The following is a 14,865-nucleotide window of genomic DNA, read 5'->3' as shown; positions in this document are numbered from 1 at the left end:
AGGAGCCGGACGTCAGTCCTGCTCCCGCTCGCTCTCGGCGTCCGCGTCCATGACGGCCCCTTCGGCCTGCCCCTCGCCCTCGGGCGGGCTCTCCTCGGCCGCGGCCGCGCCCTCCGCGCCCGCCTCTTCCGCGCCCGCCTCTTCCGCGCGCTCCTCGCGCCGCTTGCGCGCGAGCTCCGCGGCGATCCTGTCCGAGTACAGCCGCATGTCCACCTCGGCCTTGCGGTCGAACATGGCACCGCCCCCCTCCCGGCTCCCCGTCCACTGTGCGCCCCGCCCCCGGACACACGACGGCGTACGGATGCGGCGTACGGATGCGCCGCGCGGCGCGCACGCCCCGCGCCGGGCGCTGTCGTCGCAGGTGGCGCGGCCCGGCGCCGCCCGCTGTCTCACCATGCGGGACCGGCGGGGCCGGTTCCTGTCCCTCGTTAGACTGACGGCGACCGCATTACGTATAGCTGCGAGGAGCGCACGTGGGCCTTGTCGTGCAGAAGTACGGAGGCTCCTCCGTTGCCGATGCCGAGGGCATCAAGCGGGTTGCCAAGCGAATCGTGGAAGCCAAGAAGAACGGCCACCAGGTGGTCGTCGTGGTCTCCGCGATGGGCGACACGACGGACGAGTTGATCGATCTCGCCGAGCAGGTCTCTCCCATGCCTGCCGGTCGTGAGTTCGACATGCTGCTGACCGCGGGAGAGCGGATTTCCATGGCCCTGCTGGCCATGGCGATCAAAAACCTCGGTCACGAGGCGCAGTCGTTCACGGGCAGCCAGGCCGGTGTCATCACGGACTCGGTCCACAACAAAGCGCGCATCATCGACGTCACGCCCGGCCGCATCCAGCAGTCGGTCGACGCGGGCAACATCGCGATCGTGGCCGGTTTCCAGGGTGTGTCCCAGGACAAGAAGGACATCACCACCCTGGGCCGCGGCGGCAGCGACACCACCGCCGTCGCGCTCGCCGCGGCGCTGAACGCCGAGGTGTGCGAGATCTACACCGACGTCGACGGTGTCTTCACCGCCGACCCGCGGGTGGTGAAGAAGGCCCGCAAGATCGAGTGGATCTCGTTCGAGGACATGCTGGAGCTGGCGAGCTCCGGCTCCAAGGTGCTGCTCCACCGCTGTGTGGAGTACGCGCGCCGTTACAACATCCCGATCCACGTGCGCTCGTCCTTCTCCGGGCTGCGCGGCACCTGGGTCAGCAACGAACCGCAAGGGGACCAGCCGATGGAGCAGGCGATCATCTCGGGCGTCGCGCACGACACCTCCGAGGCGAAGGTCACGGTCGTCGGGGTGCCGGACAAGCCGGGCGAGGCCGCGTCCCTGTTCCGGGCGATCGCGGACGCCGAGATCAACATCGACATGGTCGTGCAGAACGTGTCGGCGGCGACGACCGGGCTGACCGACATCTCCTTCACGCTGCCGAAGACCGAGGGCCGCAAGGCCGTCGAGGCGCTGGAGAAGACGAAGGCCCGCGTGGGCTTCGACTCGCTGCGCTACGACGACCAGATCGCGAAGATCTCGCTGGTCGGCGCGGGCATGAAGACGAACCCGGGCGTCACGGCGACGTTCTTCGAGGCGCTGTCCGACGCCGGCGTGAACATCGAGCTGATCTCGACCTCCGAGATCCGCATCTCGGTCGTCACGCGCGCCGACGACGTGAACGAGGCCGTGCGGGCCGTCCACACGGCGTTCGGCCTGGACACCGACAGCGACGAGGCCGTGGTCTACGGAGGCACCGGCCGATGACGGCCGCCGGTGGTACGGGCGTCGCGCGCGGCAGTGCGGACGACGCCCGTACCGCCCGGCCCACCCTCGCCGTCGTCGGCGCGACCGGCGCGGTGGGCTCGGTGATGCTGGAGATCCTCTCCCGGCACGCGGACATCTGGGGCGAGATCCGGCTTGTCGCGTCGTCGCGCTCGGCCGGGCGGATGCTGTCCGTCCGGGGCGAGGAGACCGAGGTCGTCGCGCTGAGCGAGGAGGCGTTCGAGGGCGTCGCCGTCGCGATGTTCGACGTGCCCGACGAGGTGGCCGCGCGCTGGGCGCCGATCGCGGCGGCCAAGGGCGCGGTGGTCGTGGACAATTCGGCGGCGTTCCGGATGGATCCGGACGTCCCGCTGGTGGTGCCCGAGGTGAACGCGCACGCGGCGCGGATGCGGCCGCGCGGGATCGTCGCGACCCCGAACTGCACGACGCTGTCGATGATCGTCGCGGTGGGCGCGCTGCACGCCGGGTTCGGGCTGAGCGATCTGGTGGTCTCCTCGTACCAGGCGGTGTCGGGCGCGGGCCGCGCCGGTGTGGACGCGCTGCGGGCGCAGCTGGCGGCCGTGACGGGCACGGATCTGGGCACGCGGCCCGGCGATGTGCGCCGGGCGGTCGGTGACGGCATGGGCCCGTTCCCGGCCCCGGTGGCGCTGAACGTGGTGCCGTGGGTCGGGTCGCTGATGGAGGACGGCTGGTCCTCGGAGGAGCTGAAGGTCCGGGCCGAGACGCGGAAGATCCTGGGACTGCCGGACCTCAGGGTGGCCGTGACCTGTGTACGGGTGCCGGTGGTCACGACGCACTCGCTGAGCGTGCACGCGCGTTTCGAGAACGAGGTGACGGTCGAGCGGGCCCACGAGATCCTGGCGAACGCGCCGGGTGTGGTGCTGTGCGACAGCCCGGCGGAGGGGGAGTTCCCCACGCCCGCCGACGCGGTGGGCACGGACCCGACGTGGGTGGGGCGCGTACGGCGCTCGCTGGACGACCCCAGGGCGCTCGAACTCTTCGTCTGTGGCGACAATCTGCGCAAGGGGGCGGCGCTGAACACGGCGCAGATCGCGGAAGTCGTGGCGGCGGAGCTGACCGCTCCGTAATACTGGGGCGAAGTGTGAAGGTCCTGTGATCACCGTTGTTCCGCGTGTGATCAACTTGTTGGTACGGACCACTGGAACAACGGGGCAGACGGACTGTTCGGCGATCCGCTCCCCGCCCACTGCAACCGCGGTCGAGGCGGGGAGCGTCTTTGTTGCCGTCTCTCGCAGCGGTACCACATACGGGGCATTGAGGAAGAGTTGGTACGCATGAGGGCATGTGACGCGTGGTCCGGGGGTGTGTCGGTCGCGATGTCCCTGTGCGTCGTGCCGAACACCGCGCCGGGCACCGCGGCGGGCGTCGTGCCCCGCGCGTACAACCCTGACGGGGGGAAGCGTGTCCAACAGGCGTGGCAGAGGTCATCAGCATCGCAACCGTTCCGCGGCGCGGGGGCGCCCCGGCGCGTCCGCGTGCCGGCTCGCCGGGCGGTATGCCGGTGATAGCCCCCTGGTCGGCCGCCCGTCCCGGCCGGATACCGCCCCAGATCCCCACGCAGACGTCCGCGCCGCGCGGGGACGCTGACGAGGCGATGGCAGCGGGCACCACCGTCGACCACCTCACCGAGACCTACCGGGCCCACTACCGGTCGCTGCTCGGCCTCGCCGCCCTGCTTCTCGACGACACCGCGTCCTGCGAGGACGTGGTCCAGGAAGCGTTCATCCGCGTGCACTCCGCGCGCGGCCGGGTCCGCGACCCGGAGAAGACCCTCGCCTATCTGCGGCAGACCGTCGTCAATCTGTCCCGCTCCGCCCTCCGCCGCCGCATCCTCGGACTGAAGCTGCTGTCCAAGCCGATGCCCGACATGGCGAGCGCGGAGGAGGGCGCGTACGAACAGCTGGAGCGCGACCAATTGATCAAAGCGATGCGTGGACTGCAGCGCCGCCAGCGTGAGGTCCTCGTCCTCCGCTATTTCGCCGACATGACCGAGGCCCAGGTCGCCGAGACCCTCGGCCTGTCGCTGGGCTCGGTGAAGGCGTACGGCTCGCGGGGGATCGCGGCGCTCCGGGTCGCCATGGAGGCACCGGTATGAGCCAGCACCAGCACCACGACCCGGGTGCCGGCGACGGCGGCGGTGCCGAGGGCGGTGTCGACGAGCAGGCGCTGAGCCGCCTGCTGCGGGACGCGGTCGGCGGCATCGAGCCGTCCCCGGACGCGCTGGAGCACCTCCGCCGCGCCGTGCCGCTGCGGCGTACCCGCAAGCGGCAGGCCGTCGTGGGGGCCGCCGCCGCGGTGATCCTCGGTGCCACGGCCCTGCCCGTGCTCATCCACGCCGCCACCACCGGCTCCACCACCGACGGGCGGTCGGCCAACGCGGCCAGCAGCCGCCAGCGCACCCATGACTCGTACCCCGGCGGCCCCTCGCTCACGGACGGCGGGGACGGCGGCCCGCGGGACGCCGCGCACGGCCAGGACCGCCGCGAGGCCGAGGCGAAGGAGAAGACGGGGCCGAGCGGGAAGGACGCCGGTACGCCGGGCCCCTCGGGCACGACCGGCGGCGCGCCGTCCGCCTCCGCCCCGACCCTGGCCGCCTCCTCGCCCACCTGCGACCGCAACCAGCTCGGCCGGGGCGTGGGCTCCGTCGGCACGGCCGACCGCGACGGCCGGGTGTACGGCGCCTTCCGCGTGGTCAACGTCTCGGGCAAGGTCTGCGCGGTGAACGGCGGCGGCGAGGTCGCCGTCCGCACCCCGGGCGGGAGCGCCGGCTCCCGCGTCTCCGTGGTGGACCACACCTCGGGCGACGCGGCCACCGGGCTGCCCGACCCGGCCGGCGAGCCCAGCGAGGTGATCCTCCAGCCCGGCCAGGCGTACGAGATCCAGTTCGCCTGGATCCCGTCGGCCGACGGCGGCGCCGGCGGCTGCTCCCGGCCCGCCCGCCCCACGCCCAGCCAGCAGCCCGCCCCGTCCTCGGCCCCGGGCTCCGGCCACCCCGCCGTCGCGGAGCGGACCCAGCCGCAGGAGGACACCGCGGCGCCCGGGCCGTCCCCGGCGGGCGTCACCGTGAGCCACACCCCGGAGCCGGGCGAGCCCAAGGCGGCGGCCGCCACCATCCCGGACGCCTGCGCGGGCACCCTCTACCGGACGGGACCGCTGGCGACCAACCCGGCGGCCTAGGGACTCCTCCGGCTGATCCCCGCGGGCTCCTGCCCCGGGGGACGCGCTCCGGCGCCGTGCCCGTACCGTGGTGGTGTGTATCGGTTCCTGCTGACTCCCCGGTGGTGGGGGATCAACGTCTTCACCGTGCTGGCCATCCCCGTGTGCCTGTTCATGGGCACCTGGCAGCTCGGCCGCTTCGAGACGCGCGTCGACTCGCACCGCGATCAGCGGGACCGGGCCGGCGAGGCCCGGGCGGCGGACGCCGCGCCGCTGCGGGACCTGCTGCCGGTGAGCACCGAGACGTCCGGGCGCCGGGCCACCGCGTCCGGACGCTACGACGCCGGCCACCAACTGCTCGTCCCGGACCGCGATCTGGACGGCCGCAAGGGCTTCTACGTCCTGACGCTCCTCCGAACGGACGGCGCCGGCGGCAAGGCGCTGCCCGTCGTCCGCGGCTGGCTGCCCGGCGACGCCGCCTCGCGGGCCGACACCGCGAAGGTCCCGGCGCCGCCGGCCGGGAAGGTCACCGTCACCGGCGCCCTCCAGCCCTCCGAGAGCCCGTCGTCCAAGGGCGTACGGACCTCCGGCGGCGTGGACGCCGGCCAGGTCGCCGTGATCAGCGCGGCCTCGCTGGTCAACCTCGTGCCGTACGAGGTGGAGGACGCCTGGGTCACGGTGACCGAGGCGCGGGACGGGCTGACCGCGGTGCCCGCGGCCGCCGCCCCCAACACCGGCCTGGACCTCAAGGCCTTCCAGAACCTCGGCTACACCGGCGAGTGGTTCGTCTTCGCCGGCTTCGTGCTCTTCATGTGGTTCCGGCTCTTCCGCCGCGACGCGGAGGCCGCGCGCGACCTCGCGCTCGGCATCACGCCCGAGGAGCCCGAGGAGCCCGAGGAGCCCGGGGCGCCCGCGGGTCCGGAGCGCCCGGACGGTCCGGAGCATCCGGACGGTCCGGACGGCCCAGATGACGCTCCGCGAAGGCGATCTCCTGCCGGAGCTGCTTGATCCGCTCCTCCACCACCAGGGAGCCGTGGCCCGCGTCGTACCGGTACACCTCGTGGGCGTGGCCGCGCCGCTCCAGCCGTTCCACGTAGTTCTCGACCTGCCGTATCGGGCAGCGCGGGTCGTTCATGCCGGCGGAGATGTACACCGGCGCGCGCACCTCGTCGACGTACGTCAGTGGTGACGAGGCCGCGTAGCGCTCCGGCACCTCCTCCGGGGTGCCGCCCAGCAGCGTGCGGTCCAGGGCCTTCAGCGCCTCCATCTCGTCGTGGTAGGCGGTGACGTAGTCGGCGACGGGCACCGCGGCCAGGCCCACCGCCCAGGCGTCGGGCCGGGTGCCCAGGCCGAGGAGGGTGAGGTAGCCGCCCCAGGAGCCGCCGGCCAGGACCAGCCGCTCGGGGTCGGCGAGCCCGGAGGCCACCGCCCACGCGCGGACGGCCTCGATGTCCTCCAGCTCGATCAGACCGACCCGGTGCTTGAGCGCGTCGGTCCAGGCGCGCCCGTAGCCGGTGGAGCCGCGGTAGTTGACGCGGACGACCGCGAAGCCGTGGTCGACCCAGGCGGCCGGGCCGGCGGCGAAGGCGTCGCTGTCGTGCCAGGTCGGCCCGCCGTGGACGTCGAAGACCGTGGGGAACGGCCCCTCGCCCGCCGGCTTCTGCACCAGGGCGTGCACCGTGCCGCCCGGGCCCTCGACCCAGGCGTCGGTGACCGGCACGGAGTCGGGCGCGTGCGCCGGCCCCTCCGGCACGGCCGGGGCGGTCAGCACGACGTGGCCCGCCGTGGACCGCACCACCGGCGGCTTGGCCGCCGAGGACCACAGGAACTCCACCGTGCCGTCCGGCCGGGGCAGCGCCCCGGAGACGGTGCCGCGCGGGGTGTCGAGCCGGGTGAGCGTGCCGTCGGCCAGGTCGTAGCGCCACAGCTCGCTACGGGCGTGGTGGCTGTGGTCGACGAGGAGCGCGGTGCCGTCGGGGAACCAGGCCGCGGCCAGGTCGCCGGGCAGATCGAGGGCGAGCGGCGTCTCCTCGCCCGTGACCGCGTCCCACAGCATCGGCTCCCAGCGGCCGGCGCGCTGATGGCCCACGAGCAGCCGGGAGTCACCGTCGACGGGCGCGAAGCCCATGACGCCCAGGCCCAGTTCGACAGTGCCGCCGAGGCTGTCGTCGAGCTCGCCGACGACAGTGCCGTCCGTTCGCACGACCCGGATCGCGTAGTGCATGGCGTCGCCGTGCTCGGTGTGCTCGATCGCGATCAGCGAGCCGTCGTGGGAGAGGTCGCCGACGCCGGCGGACTGCCGGTGGCGGTAGATCTCGTCGGGCTCCTGCCCGGGGCGCACGACGTGGATCGTCGAGCCGCCCTTGTCGGTGGACCGGCCGACCACGGCGGTGCCGTCCCGGCCCAGCGCCAGCCCGTCGGGGTACGAGGGGTCGAGGCCCGGCGTGGCGGGCTCGTCGGGACCGCCGTGGAACGGCTGGCGCACCCAGGTGCCGAACTCGTCGCCGTCGGTGTCGGCGAACCACCAGATCCACTCGCCGTCCGGGGAGAGCACCCCGCCCGTCGTGCCGTTGGGCCGGTCGGTGACCTGCCGCTGCCGCCCGGTGGCGCGGTCCCAGGCGTACAGCTCGAAGGTCCCCGTCGCGTTGCAGGTGAACAGCGACCGGTCGGGCGCGTCCTCCGCCCACTTCGGCAGCCCCATGCGCGGTGCCCGGAACCGCTTCTCCCAGTCCGGCACGCCCGCCTCGCCCCGCAGGGGCCCATTGCTATCGGTCATGCCCCCCATTCTGCGCCGCCGGGCGCGGCGGATGCGGACCGCGTCACTCCTGTGGAAAACGGCGGTGAACCGGGCGCCGTCGGCGAGGCCGGAGACGCCCGGACGAAGCCGGTGAGGACCGAGCCGGTCGGGACCGAGCCGGTCGGGACCGAGCCGGTCAGGACCGAGCCTGTAAGGACCAGCCTGTAAGGACCGAGCCGTTCGGGGATCAGGCCGTGATCAGGCCGGTGAGCCCTGCGCGGCCGGTGCCCCGAGCGCCTCGGCGGTCAGCCGGACGAAGTCCTCGGGTCGGTCCAGCATGATGTTGTGCCCGGCGCCGGGAACGGCCAGCAGCCGCACCCCGGCAGCGGCCAGCTCCTCGGGACGGGCCGGGGCCTCGCCGTGCTCCCCGTACAGCAGGGTGCGCGGTACGGACAGCAGGGTCAGCGTCTCCCGCATGGTGGGGACTGTCGCCGCGGCCAGGCGGACCGCGCTGCGGTGCAGGGCCAGTGGGTCCGCGAGCCGCATGGTGACCGCCCAGCCGGGGTCGACCCGTTCGAGGGTCTCCGCGAAGCCGTGGTCCAGGAACTCCGCCTCGGAGTACGCGGCGATGCCGCTGCTGCCCGGCTGTGTGCCCGGGGCGATCCGGTCCAGGTTGGGCTCGGCGAGCACCAGCCGTGCCACCAGGTCGGGGTGACGGTCCGTCAGCACGATGGCCACCGCGCCGCCCATGCTGTGCCCGATCACATCGGCGTCCCGCACCCCCGCCGACCGCAGGGCGGCAGCGAGGGCGTCGGCGTGGGACTCCAGGGCGTAGTCGAAGTCCGCGGGGCGATCGCTGAGTCCGAAGCCCAGCATGTCGGTCAGGAGCGAGCGGTGCCCGGCCAGCAGCGGGTGGGCCGCGACGCGCGCGTAGTACGCCGATGCCATCGCCCCGAGGCCGTGCACGTACACCCGGGCCGGCCCGTCGCCCGGCAGCTCCACCCAGCGCAGGTGGGCGCCGGCCGGGGTGACGACTGCCTGATGGATGCTCATACGCGCTGCTCTCCAGGGTCGCTGGTGGTCGGGACGGGCGGGTCGGCCGATCGTACGCCGGTCGGGGCCCCGAGCGGGAGCGCGTCAGTCGTTGGTGATCGCGGAGACGCGCGCCGCGAGGCCGTCGAGGAGGGTGGCGAGGCCGAACTCGTACAGCGAGGCGGCCGAGAGGTCGGCCTCGGGGGCGACGGCGGCGAAGTGCGGCAGGCGGCCCTGGTCCAGCAGCGCCGTGATGCGCTGCCGCTGGGCGTCCATCCACTGCTCCCCGGTGATGCCGCTGGCCCGGGTGGCGCGCGCCTCGGGCTCCGTGTCGACCGCCTGACCCCGGACGTATCCGAAGAGGGTGACGGCCGCGTGCATACGGGTGCCGGCGTCGAGCCCGAGGCCGTCCAGGGCGGCCAGGGCCCACTCGATGTGCCGCATGCCGTGCGGCGCGAGCAGGGGCCGGCTGAGGTTGAGGGACGCCGCCAGCCAGGGGTGGGTCCGGTAGAGGCGCCACTGGACGGCGGCGGCCAGCTCCAGCCGGGCCCGCCAGCCCTCCGGCGGCGGCTCGGGCAGCGGCTCCCGCGCGAAGGCGGCGTCCACCATCAGCGCGATCAGCTGCTCCTTGCTCGCGACGTGGCGGTAGAGCGTCATGGTCGGCATGCCGAGTTCCGTGGCGACCCGGCGCATCGTCAGTCCGTCCGTGCCCTCGGCGTCGGCGAGCGCGATGGCCGCGCGGACGACGCGGGCCCGGACGGCCGGGTCGTCGGCGGAGCCCTTGGCGGGACGGGCCCGGGTCGGCGGGGCGTCGGCGACGACGGTCCCGACCCCGGGAACGGCCCGCACCAGGCCTTCGTGCCTCAGTACGGTCAGCGCCTTGGTGGCGGTGGCCATGGCGACGCCCCACCGCTGGGTGATCGCCCGGGTGGAGGGCACGCGGTCGCCGGGGGCGAGCTCGCCGGTCTCGATGCGGTGGCGCAGCTCGGCGGCGATGCGGGCGTAGGGGGGCTGGAGGGTCACAGCACTAGTACACCATGACTGATGCGCACTAGAACGCTTTCGCTAAAAGACCACTTCACAGGGGCTGTCGAGTGTTCGTACGTTGTTCACATGGCGACGGAGAAGAGCATGACGACAGAGAAGAAGACAGTCCTGATCTCGGGTGCGGGTGTGGCGGGGCTGGCGCTCGCGTACTGGCTGGACCGCAGGGGCTTCAGCGCGACGGTGGTGGAGCGGGCCCCGGAGGTGCGGCACGGCGGCTATGCCGTCGACTTCCGGGGTGAGGCCCTGGACGTCCTGGACCGGATGGACCTGCTGGAGCGGGTGCGGGCGCTGGACACCCGGATGGGCGATGCGGCGATGGTGGACGCGGAGGGCAGGCAGTACGCCACGCTGCCGGCCGCGATCTTCGCGGGCGACCTGGAGGTTCCCAAGGGCGAACTGACCCGGCTGCTGTACGCGGCCGCCCAGGACCGGGCGGAGTTCGTGTTCGGCGACTCGATCGCCGGGCTGGAGCAGGACGCGGACGGGGTGCGCGTCACCTTCGAGAACGGCCCGGCGCGCCGGTTCGACCTGGTGGTGGGCGCCGACGGGCTGCACTCGCGGACCCGGGCGCTGGCGTTCGGCCCGGAGGAGAGCTTCGTACGCCCGCTGGGCATCCACACCGCGATCTTCAGCCTCCCGAACCACCTGGGGCTGCACCGCACAGGGCAGCTCTACGTCTCCCCCGGGAAGGCGGCCAACATGTTCGCCGACGACGAGGCCGGCCGGGCCAGGGCGGCCCTGCACTTCGCCGCCGACGACCTGCGGTACGACCGCCGCGACACGGACGAGCAGCGGCGGATCGTGGCCGAACGGTTCGCCGGCGAGGGCTGGGAGGTCCCGCGGCTGCTGACGGAGATGCGCACGGCCGAGGACTTCTGGTTCGACGCCAACGCCCAGGTGGTGATGGACACGTGGAGCGCCGGCCGGGTCGTCCTGCTGGGGGACGCCGGCTACTGCGCGGCCCCCACCTCGGGCCGCGGCACGTCCCAGGCGCTGATCGGCGCGTACCTCCTGGCCGGCGAGCTGGCACGGTCCCACGGCGACCACACGACGGCGTTCGCGGCGTACGAGACGGCGCTGCGCCCCCTGGTCGACGAGCACCAGGCGGTGGGCCGCGAGGGCGCGGAACGCTTCTTCATGCCCGCCCCCACCCAGGAGATCCTGGACATGCTGGCCGCCAACGCCCCGGAACACACCCGCCCGGAACCGGTCCGTCTCCCCGACTACACGACCCACTGAACGGCCACAGGGCCCGAAGGCCTCCGGAAACACCTCGGGGCCGGTCTCCTGAAAGGAGACCGGCCCCGAGATCACTGTCGGGGTGGCGGGATTTGAACCCACGACCTCTTCGTCCCGAAGCAATCTCGGTGTTCCTCGGGCCAAGGAAGGGCAGGGAGCTGACCTGCGCCGGACGTGCCTGAACGTACGTGGATGTGCGCCGTCGTACGCGGTTGTTGTCACGCAGTTAGACACTCATCAGGGCGTCGGCTACGGCGGCCATGTCGGTCACGACTGCGTCAGCACCTGCGTCCCCGAGGGCGTGGTCCTTGCCCGGCTTGTTGGCGAAGCCGATAGAACGCCCTCCTGTGGCCCTGGCGGCTTCGATGTCCGTCACGGAATCGCCGATGAGCGTGCAGTCGTGGGGATGGGTGCCCAGTTGACTGGCGGCCTTCAGCAGCGAGTGAGGATCGGGCTTCATGAGATTTGGCCAGTAGGGGGCGCGGCCGACGACCTCGTCCACGAGATGGCGAAGGCCGTGCAACATCAGGAAGGCCCTCACGCACGCCGTGGAGTTGTTGCTGACGATGGCAACCTTCCGGCCTGACGACTTCGCCGCTTCCAGGGCGGCGACCGCGCCGGGGATGGGGGTCCCCGCGACCTTGACGGCCGACACTTCGGCCCTGGTCAGCGCTTCCTCAATGGCACGGACAGCGGGTTCGCCGCCGTCTGGGGCGAGGCGCAGGATCTCCATGGGGTCGTGGACACCGTGAGCCTTGCCGCCGAGTGCCGCGTCGTGTTGGGCCAGGATTTCGGCGAGCCGCCGCGCGACGTCGGGTGCAGGCTGGCCAGCGAACACGTCGCAGATCGGCCCGTCGAAGTCGAACAGGACCGCTCTGGTGGCTCCAATGGCCTCGATGAGCTTGCTACTTCCCATCAGGGGCGAAGTCCCTTCCGATGGTGTCCCACACGCTTTCGAACCACATACAAGCCTGCTCGACCTGTTGTGCACCGCTCGATGACTCGCCCTCGTTCAGCGAGTAATGGAAGAGCGTGGCATCCGCGCCCACCAGGTCGTAGATCTCTATGGCTTCGCCCTGGGCTACGACCTTGTTCGGCCGGATCGGGTAGTACCCGAAGAACGCGTCTTCCTGGTTGATCACGTAGAGCTTGAAGAACTGCGTGCCGCTGTGGACCCGCACGCTGACCTTCGCCTCGCCTACCAGTCCCAGCACGCTCAGCTCGTGGATGGAGTTGGCGATGCTCCGAGTGAAGCCGACCATCATGTCGTGCATGCGGCTCCGGAGGCGGGGGTCGTCGGCTCCGTCTTCGCGGCGTACGGGTGCGGCCTGGGGTACGGACATGTCCGGCACCAAGATGCGCACGGCGATGCTCGACGGGGTCAGGCGCCCGACGCGAATCTTGTCGATTGGCTCCTGAAGGGCGCCGTGCAAGGTCTCGCTGGAGAAGCCGGCGAAGTCGATCGACACGTTAGGGCTGGCGAACGCTTGCTCGACGTACGGCCGCAGACCCGCGGGACGTTCGGTGCGGGCGCGGACGTACACACCACTGCCCTTGCGGGACACGACAAGTCCCTCGTCCTCCAGTTCGCGGAGGGCGCGTTGGATGGTGGCACGAGCAAAGCCATACATCTCGGTCAGGTCCTTGTGCGACGGGATCTTGTCGCCGGGCCCTAGCTTTCTCGTCCGAATGGCGGCGCCGAGACTGCTCGCCACCTGCTCGTATGGCGGCCGGTCGTCGTCCGGGTCCAAGGGTTCGGGCGTGAAGGTCATGCCTCGATGCTACGGCCTCTTCCATCGATCAGGACATCCAAGCTAGCCAGGTGTTGACGTGGCTAGCCAGGCTGGCTACGTTGTTCTCATCCCGATCGGGCTAGCCAAGTTGGCCAGGTTGCTTCGGGTTGTCGTGCCTGGTCAAGCAGGGGCGGCGCCAGTCGGGATCGCTCGGCAGTGCGCGGCTTTGGCTGCGCGCTCCGGGCCCCGAGCTGGGTGTTCTTTGAGAACTCAACAGCGTGCTAGTCGACGGGGTGCGAGTCCCCGTCCCCGCAAGGCCCGGGTGATGGCCGCCGGCGGCCACTTCGTGGCAGGTGAACTTGCCCTGCCCCGCGTGTCAGCTCTGGAGAACAGTCCTGGGGATCATCCCGTCATTGCTGACGGTCAGCCCCTTGACTGCCACCTGGTGCGCGCCGCCCTGCTGGCGTCAGAGCAGTGACGATGACGCACCCGATCCCGGGCTCGGGACCGGCTGGCCGCAGCAACGGCCGGTTTGGTGAAGCCCGCGCACGCTTCCGCACGTTCGTCTCGATGGTCGTAGGCCGGGTTCGACTCCCGGCCGGGGCGTTTGGCCTGCCGCGGCTTGCGGCGTGGGCCCTCATTCCCGGATGCGGCGGCACTCCCGGACAGGACAGCCCGCCGTGTTCGGCCTTCCACCCGACAGAGTCAAGGAGTTCATCCATGACCGAGCGTGCTTTTGACTCCACCACCGTCGGCCCGATCACGCTGGGCATCTCGCTGCCGGTCGGCAGCGTCCGAGTCCAGGTCATCGACAGTCTGACGAGCGCCCGGGTGGTGCTGCGCACGGACGACGCCACGGGGCCGGCGGCCGACGCCGTGAACGGCGCCCGCATCACGCAGAACGGGCAGGCGTTCGGCATCGAGGTGCCGGAGATGCCCGACAACGTGATGGTGCAGAGCCGTAGCGGTACCCGCATCGTGCAGAACTTCGGCACGGTCTACGGGTCGGTGACCGGCGTGACCATCATCGGCGGCCGTGTCGTCTCCGGCGGTATGAGCGACATGCAGACCGTCAGCCTGATCGAGGCCAGGGTGTTCTTGCCCTCGAATTCCTCCATCGCGATCGTCTCGCAGTCCGCCGACGTGACGGTCTGCGGTTGGGTTCATCGAATGGACTTCCGCTCCGTCTCCGGAGACATGAACGTCGACGGCGTCTGGGCGCTGCGGGTCGACACCACCTCCGGTGACATCCGCGCGGGCCACGTTACCGAGCAGATCATGGCGCGGTCGGTCTCCGGTGACATCGAGGTGGCCCTGTACGACGGCCGCGGCGCCGCCCTGAGCACCATCTCCGGTGACATCACGATGCAAGCCTCGGACGGCGCTTCCGGGAACGTCACCGCGAACAGCGTCTCCGGCGACGTCCGCATCGCCGGCGCCCGTCACCTGAACGTGTCGGCCACCACCGTCTCCGGCCGCGTTCGCAACCGCTGACCAGCACCGCAGCACCTAGTCCCGCACGTCGCGGGGCGGTCGCACTCCCGGACATGGACAGCCGACCGTCCCGTCCTCCCGCCTTCACCCCGACAGGAGCCGGCCACCGTGGACGCTGCCACCTTCGCCGCTGTCTTTATCGCCCTGTACGTCGCTCACAGCGTGGGTGACCACTGGGTGCAGACCTCACACCAGTCCGCGCACAAGGGCCGTCCCGGCTGGGTCGGCCGTTTCGCGGACGCCCGGCACGTCGCCACCCTGACGCTCACCAAGCTCGCCGTCCTCATCCCGGCCGCCGCGCTGCTGGGGCTGCGCCTGTCGGTACCCGGCGTCGTCGCCGGACTCGGCATCGACGCAGCGTCGCACTGGTGGGCCGACCGGCGCGCCACGCTCGCGTGGCTGGCCAAGGCGACTGGCAAGGGCGAGTTCTACCGGCTCGGCGCCCCGCGCACCGGGCACGACGACAACCCGCACATCGGCACCGGCGCGTACGCGCTTGACCAGTCCTTCCACCACCTGTGGCTGCTGGTCGCCGCACTCGTCATCGCCACCGTCTGACCCTCGCTTCGCGGGGCGGTCGCACTCCCGGACAAGGACAGCCGACCGCCCCGCGCCTTCCCTACGTAGCAAGAGGAGAGATCCA

At 72.0% G+C, this 14,865-nt stretch carries 13 protein-coding genes and 1 pseudogene; 8 read left to right on the top strand and 6 right to left on the bottom strand.

From position 1 onward, the window contains the following. Window positions 1–12: 12 nt before the first annotated feature. On the bottom strand, window positions 13–234 hold the full coding sequence (locus AC07BS_RS14475; protein WP_478932318.1) for a hypothetical protein: 222 nt from the start codon (window positions 232–234) through the stop codon (window positions 13–15). 239 nt (window positions 235–473) lie between these two features. On the opposite strand from AC07BS_RS14475, the gene AC07BS_RS14470 reads away from it, so the two are divergent. The 5 genes and pseudogenes from AC07BS_RS14470 to AC07BS_RS14450 all read left to right on the top strand — a co-directional run. Further along, complete coding sequence (locus AC07BS_RS14470) at window positions 474–1,745, top strand: aspartate kinase (RefSeq protein ID WP_478645532.1); 1,272 nt, start codon at window positions 474–476, stop codon at window positions 1,743–1,745. After that, window positions 1,742–2,851: an aspartate-semialdehyde dehydrogenase gene (locus AC07BS_RS14465; RefSeq protein ID WP_478645534.1), complete on the top strand. Its 1,110-nt coding sequence runs from the start codon at window positions 1,742–1,744 to the stop codon at window positions 2,849–2,851. The genes AC07BS_RS14470 and AC07BS_RS14465 overlap by 4 nt, the downstream gene beginning before the upstream one ends. Before the next feature lie 428 nt (window positions 2,852–3,279). After that, complete coding sequence (locus AC07BS_RS14460) at window positions 3,280–3,879, top strand: SigE family RNA polymerase sigma factor (RefSeq protein WP_478645536.1); 600 nt, start codon at window positions 3,280–3,282, stop codon at window positions 3,877–3,879. Continuing rightward, window positions 3,876–4,961, top strand: a complete 1,086-nt coding sequence (locus AC07BS_RS14455; RefSeq protein ID WP_478645539.1) for a hypothetical protein — start codon at window positions 3,876–3,878, stop codon at window positions 4,959–4,961. Before AC07BS_RS14460 ends, AC07BS_RS14455 begins: the two co-directional genes overlap by 4 nt. 75 nt (window positions 4,962–5,036) lie before the next feature. Beyond that, window positions 5,037–5,855: pseudogene (locus tag AC07BS_RS14450) on the top strand (SURF1 family protein); the annotation flags it as partial. On the opposite strand, the gene AC07BS_RS14445 reads toward AC07BS_RS14450, so the two are convergent. The 3 genes from AC07BS_RS14445 to AC07BS_RS14435 form a co-directional block, all read right to left on the bottom strand. Next, window positions 5,809–7,716 carry a S9 family peptidase gene (locus AC07BS_RS14445; RefSeq protein WP_478932315.1) on the bottom strand — a complete coding sequence of 636 codons (1,908 nt, stop codon included), beginning with the start codon at window positions 7,714–7,716 and terminating at the stop codon, window positions 5,809–5,811. The pseudogene AC07BS_RS14450 and the gene AC07BS_RS14445 sit on opposite strands and share 47 nt — an antisense overlap. A 219-nt stretch (window positions 7,717–7,935) precedes the next feature. Next, a complete protein-coding gene (locus AC07BS_RS14440) occupies window positions 7,936–8,724 on the bottom strand; it encodes an alpha/beta fold hydrolase (RefSeq protein WP_478932372.1) in 789 nt (262 codons plus the stop codon). 90 nt (window positions 8,725–8,814) lie between these two features. After that, window positions 8,815–9,732, bottom strand: a complete 918-nt coding sequence (locus AC07BS_RS14435; protein ID WP_478932313.1) for a TetR/AcrR family transcriptional regulator C-terminal domain-containing protein — start codon at window positions 9,730–9,732, stop codon at window positions 8,815–8,817. A gap of 90 nt (window positions 9,733–9,822) precedes the next feature. On the opposite strand from AC07BS_RS14435, the gene AC07BS_RS14430 reads away from it, so the two are divergent. Next, window positions 9,823–10,995 carry an FAD-dependent monooxygenase gene (locus tag AC07BS_RS14430; RefSeq protein ID WP_478932311.1) on the top strand — a complete coding sequence of 391 codons (1,173 nt, stop codon included), beginning with the start codon at window positions 9,823–9,825 and terminating at the stop codon, window positions 10,993–10,995. A gap of 226 nt (window positions 10,996–11,221) precedes the next feature. Here the strand turns inward: AC07BS_RS14430 and AC07BS_RS14425 are convergent, their stop codons facing one another. Both AC07BS_RS14425 and AC07BS_RS14420 read right to left on the bottom strand, forming a co-directional pair. Further along, window positions 11,222–11,911 (bottom strand): HAD family hydrolase, encoded by a 690-nt coding sequence (locus tag AC07BS_RS14425; protein ID WP_478932309.1) that lies wholly within the window; start codon window positions 11,909–11,911, stop codon window positions 11,222–11,224. Beyond that, window positions 11,901–12,767 (bottom strand): GntR family transcriptional regulator, encoded by an 867-nt coding sequence (locus tag AC07BS_RS14420; protein WP_478932307.1) that lies wholly within the window; start codon window positions 12,765–12,767, stop codon window positions 11,901–11,903. The genes AC07BS_RS14425 and AC07BS_RS14420 overlap by 11 nt, the downstream gene beginning before the upstream one ends. A gap of 441 nt (window positions 12,768–13,208) precedes the next feature. On the opposite strand from AC07BS_RS14420, the gene AC07BS_RS14415 reads away from it, so the two are divergent. Together AC07BS_RS14415 and AC07BS_RS14410 are read left to right on the top strand one after the other, a co-directional pair. Then, window positions 13,209–14,222 (top strand): DUF4097 family beta strand repeat-containing protein, encoded by a 1,014-nt coding sequence (locus tag AC07BS_RS14415; RefSeq protein ID WP_478932305.1) that lies wholly within the window; start codon window positions 13,209–13,211, stop codon window positions 14,220–14,222. 108 nt (window positions 14,223–14,330) lie between these two features. Further along, window positions 14,331–14,780: a transcriptional regulator gene (locus AC07BS_RS14410; protein WP_478932304.1), complete on the top strand. Its 450-nt coding sequence runs from the start codon at window positions 14,331–14,333 to the stop codon at window positions 14,778–14,780. Window positions 14,781–14,865: the final 85 nt, after the last annotated feature.

The sequence above is a fragment of the Streptomyces sp. NPDC044063 genome, assembly GCF_056434285.1.
Note: the sequence above shows the minus strand (reverse complement) of the source record. Positions and strands in the feature narration are given on the sequence as shown.

Bases quoted from the DNA above. Each gene is read 5' to 3' on its own strand.
- AC07BS_RS14475 (WP_478932318.1), bottom strand. From the start codon at position 234: ATGTTCGACCGCAAGGCCGAGGTGGACATGCGGCTGTACTCGGACAGG.
- AC07BS_RS14465 (WP_478645534.1), top strand. From the start codon at position 1,742: ATGACGGCCGCCGGTGGTACGGGCGTCGCGCGCGGCAGTGCGGACGAC.
- AC07BS_RS14460 (WP_478645536.1), top strand. From the start codon at position 3,280: ATGCCGGTGATAGCCCCCTGGTCGGCCGCCCGTCCCGGCCGGATACCG.
- AC07BS_RS14455 (WP_478645539.1), top strand. From the start codon at position 3,876: ATGAGCCAGCACCAGCACCACGACCCGGGTGCCGGCGACGGCGGCGGT.
- AC07BS_RS14445 (WP_478932315.1), bottom strand. From the start codon at position 7,716: ATGACCGATAGCAATGGGCCCCTGCGGGGCGAGGCGGGCGTGCCGGAC.
- AC07BS_RS14430 (WP_478932311.1), top strand. From the start codon at position 9,823: ATGGCGACGGAGAAGAGCATGACGACAGAGAAGAAGACAGTCCTGATC.
- AC07BS_RS14425 (WP_478932309.1), bottom strand. From the start codon at position 11,911: ATGGGAAGTAGCAAGCTCATCGAGGCCATTGGAGCCACCAGAGCGGTC.
- AC07BS_RS14420 (WP_478932307.1), bottom strand. From the start codon at position 12,767: ATGACCTTCACGCCCGAACCCTTGGACCCGGACGACGACCGGCCGCCA.
- AC07BS_RS14415 (WP_478932305.1), top strand. From the start codon at position 13,209: ATGACGCACCCGATCCCGGGCTCGGGACCGGCTGGCCGCAGCAACGGC.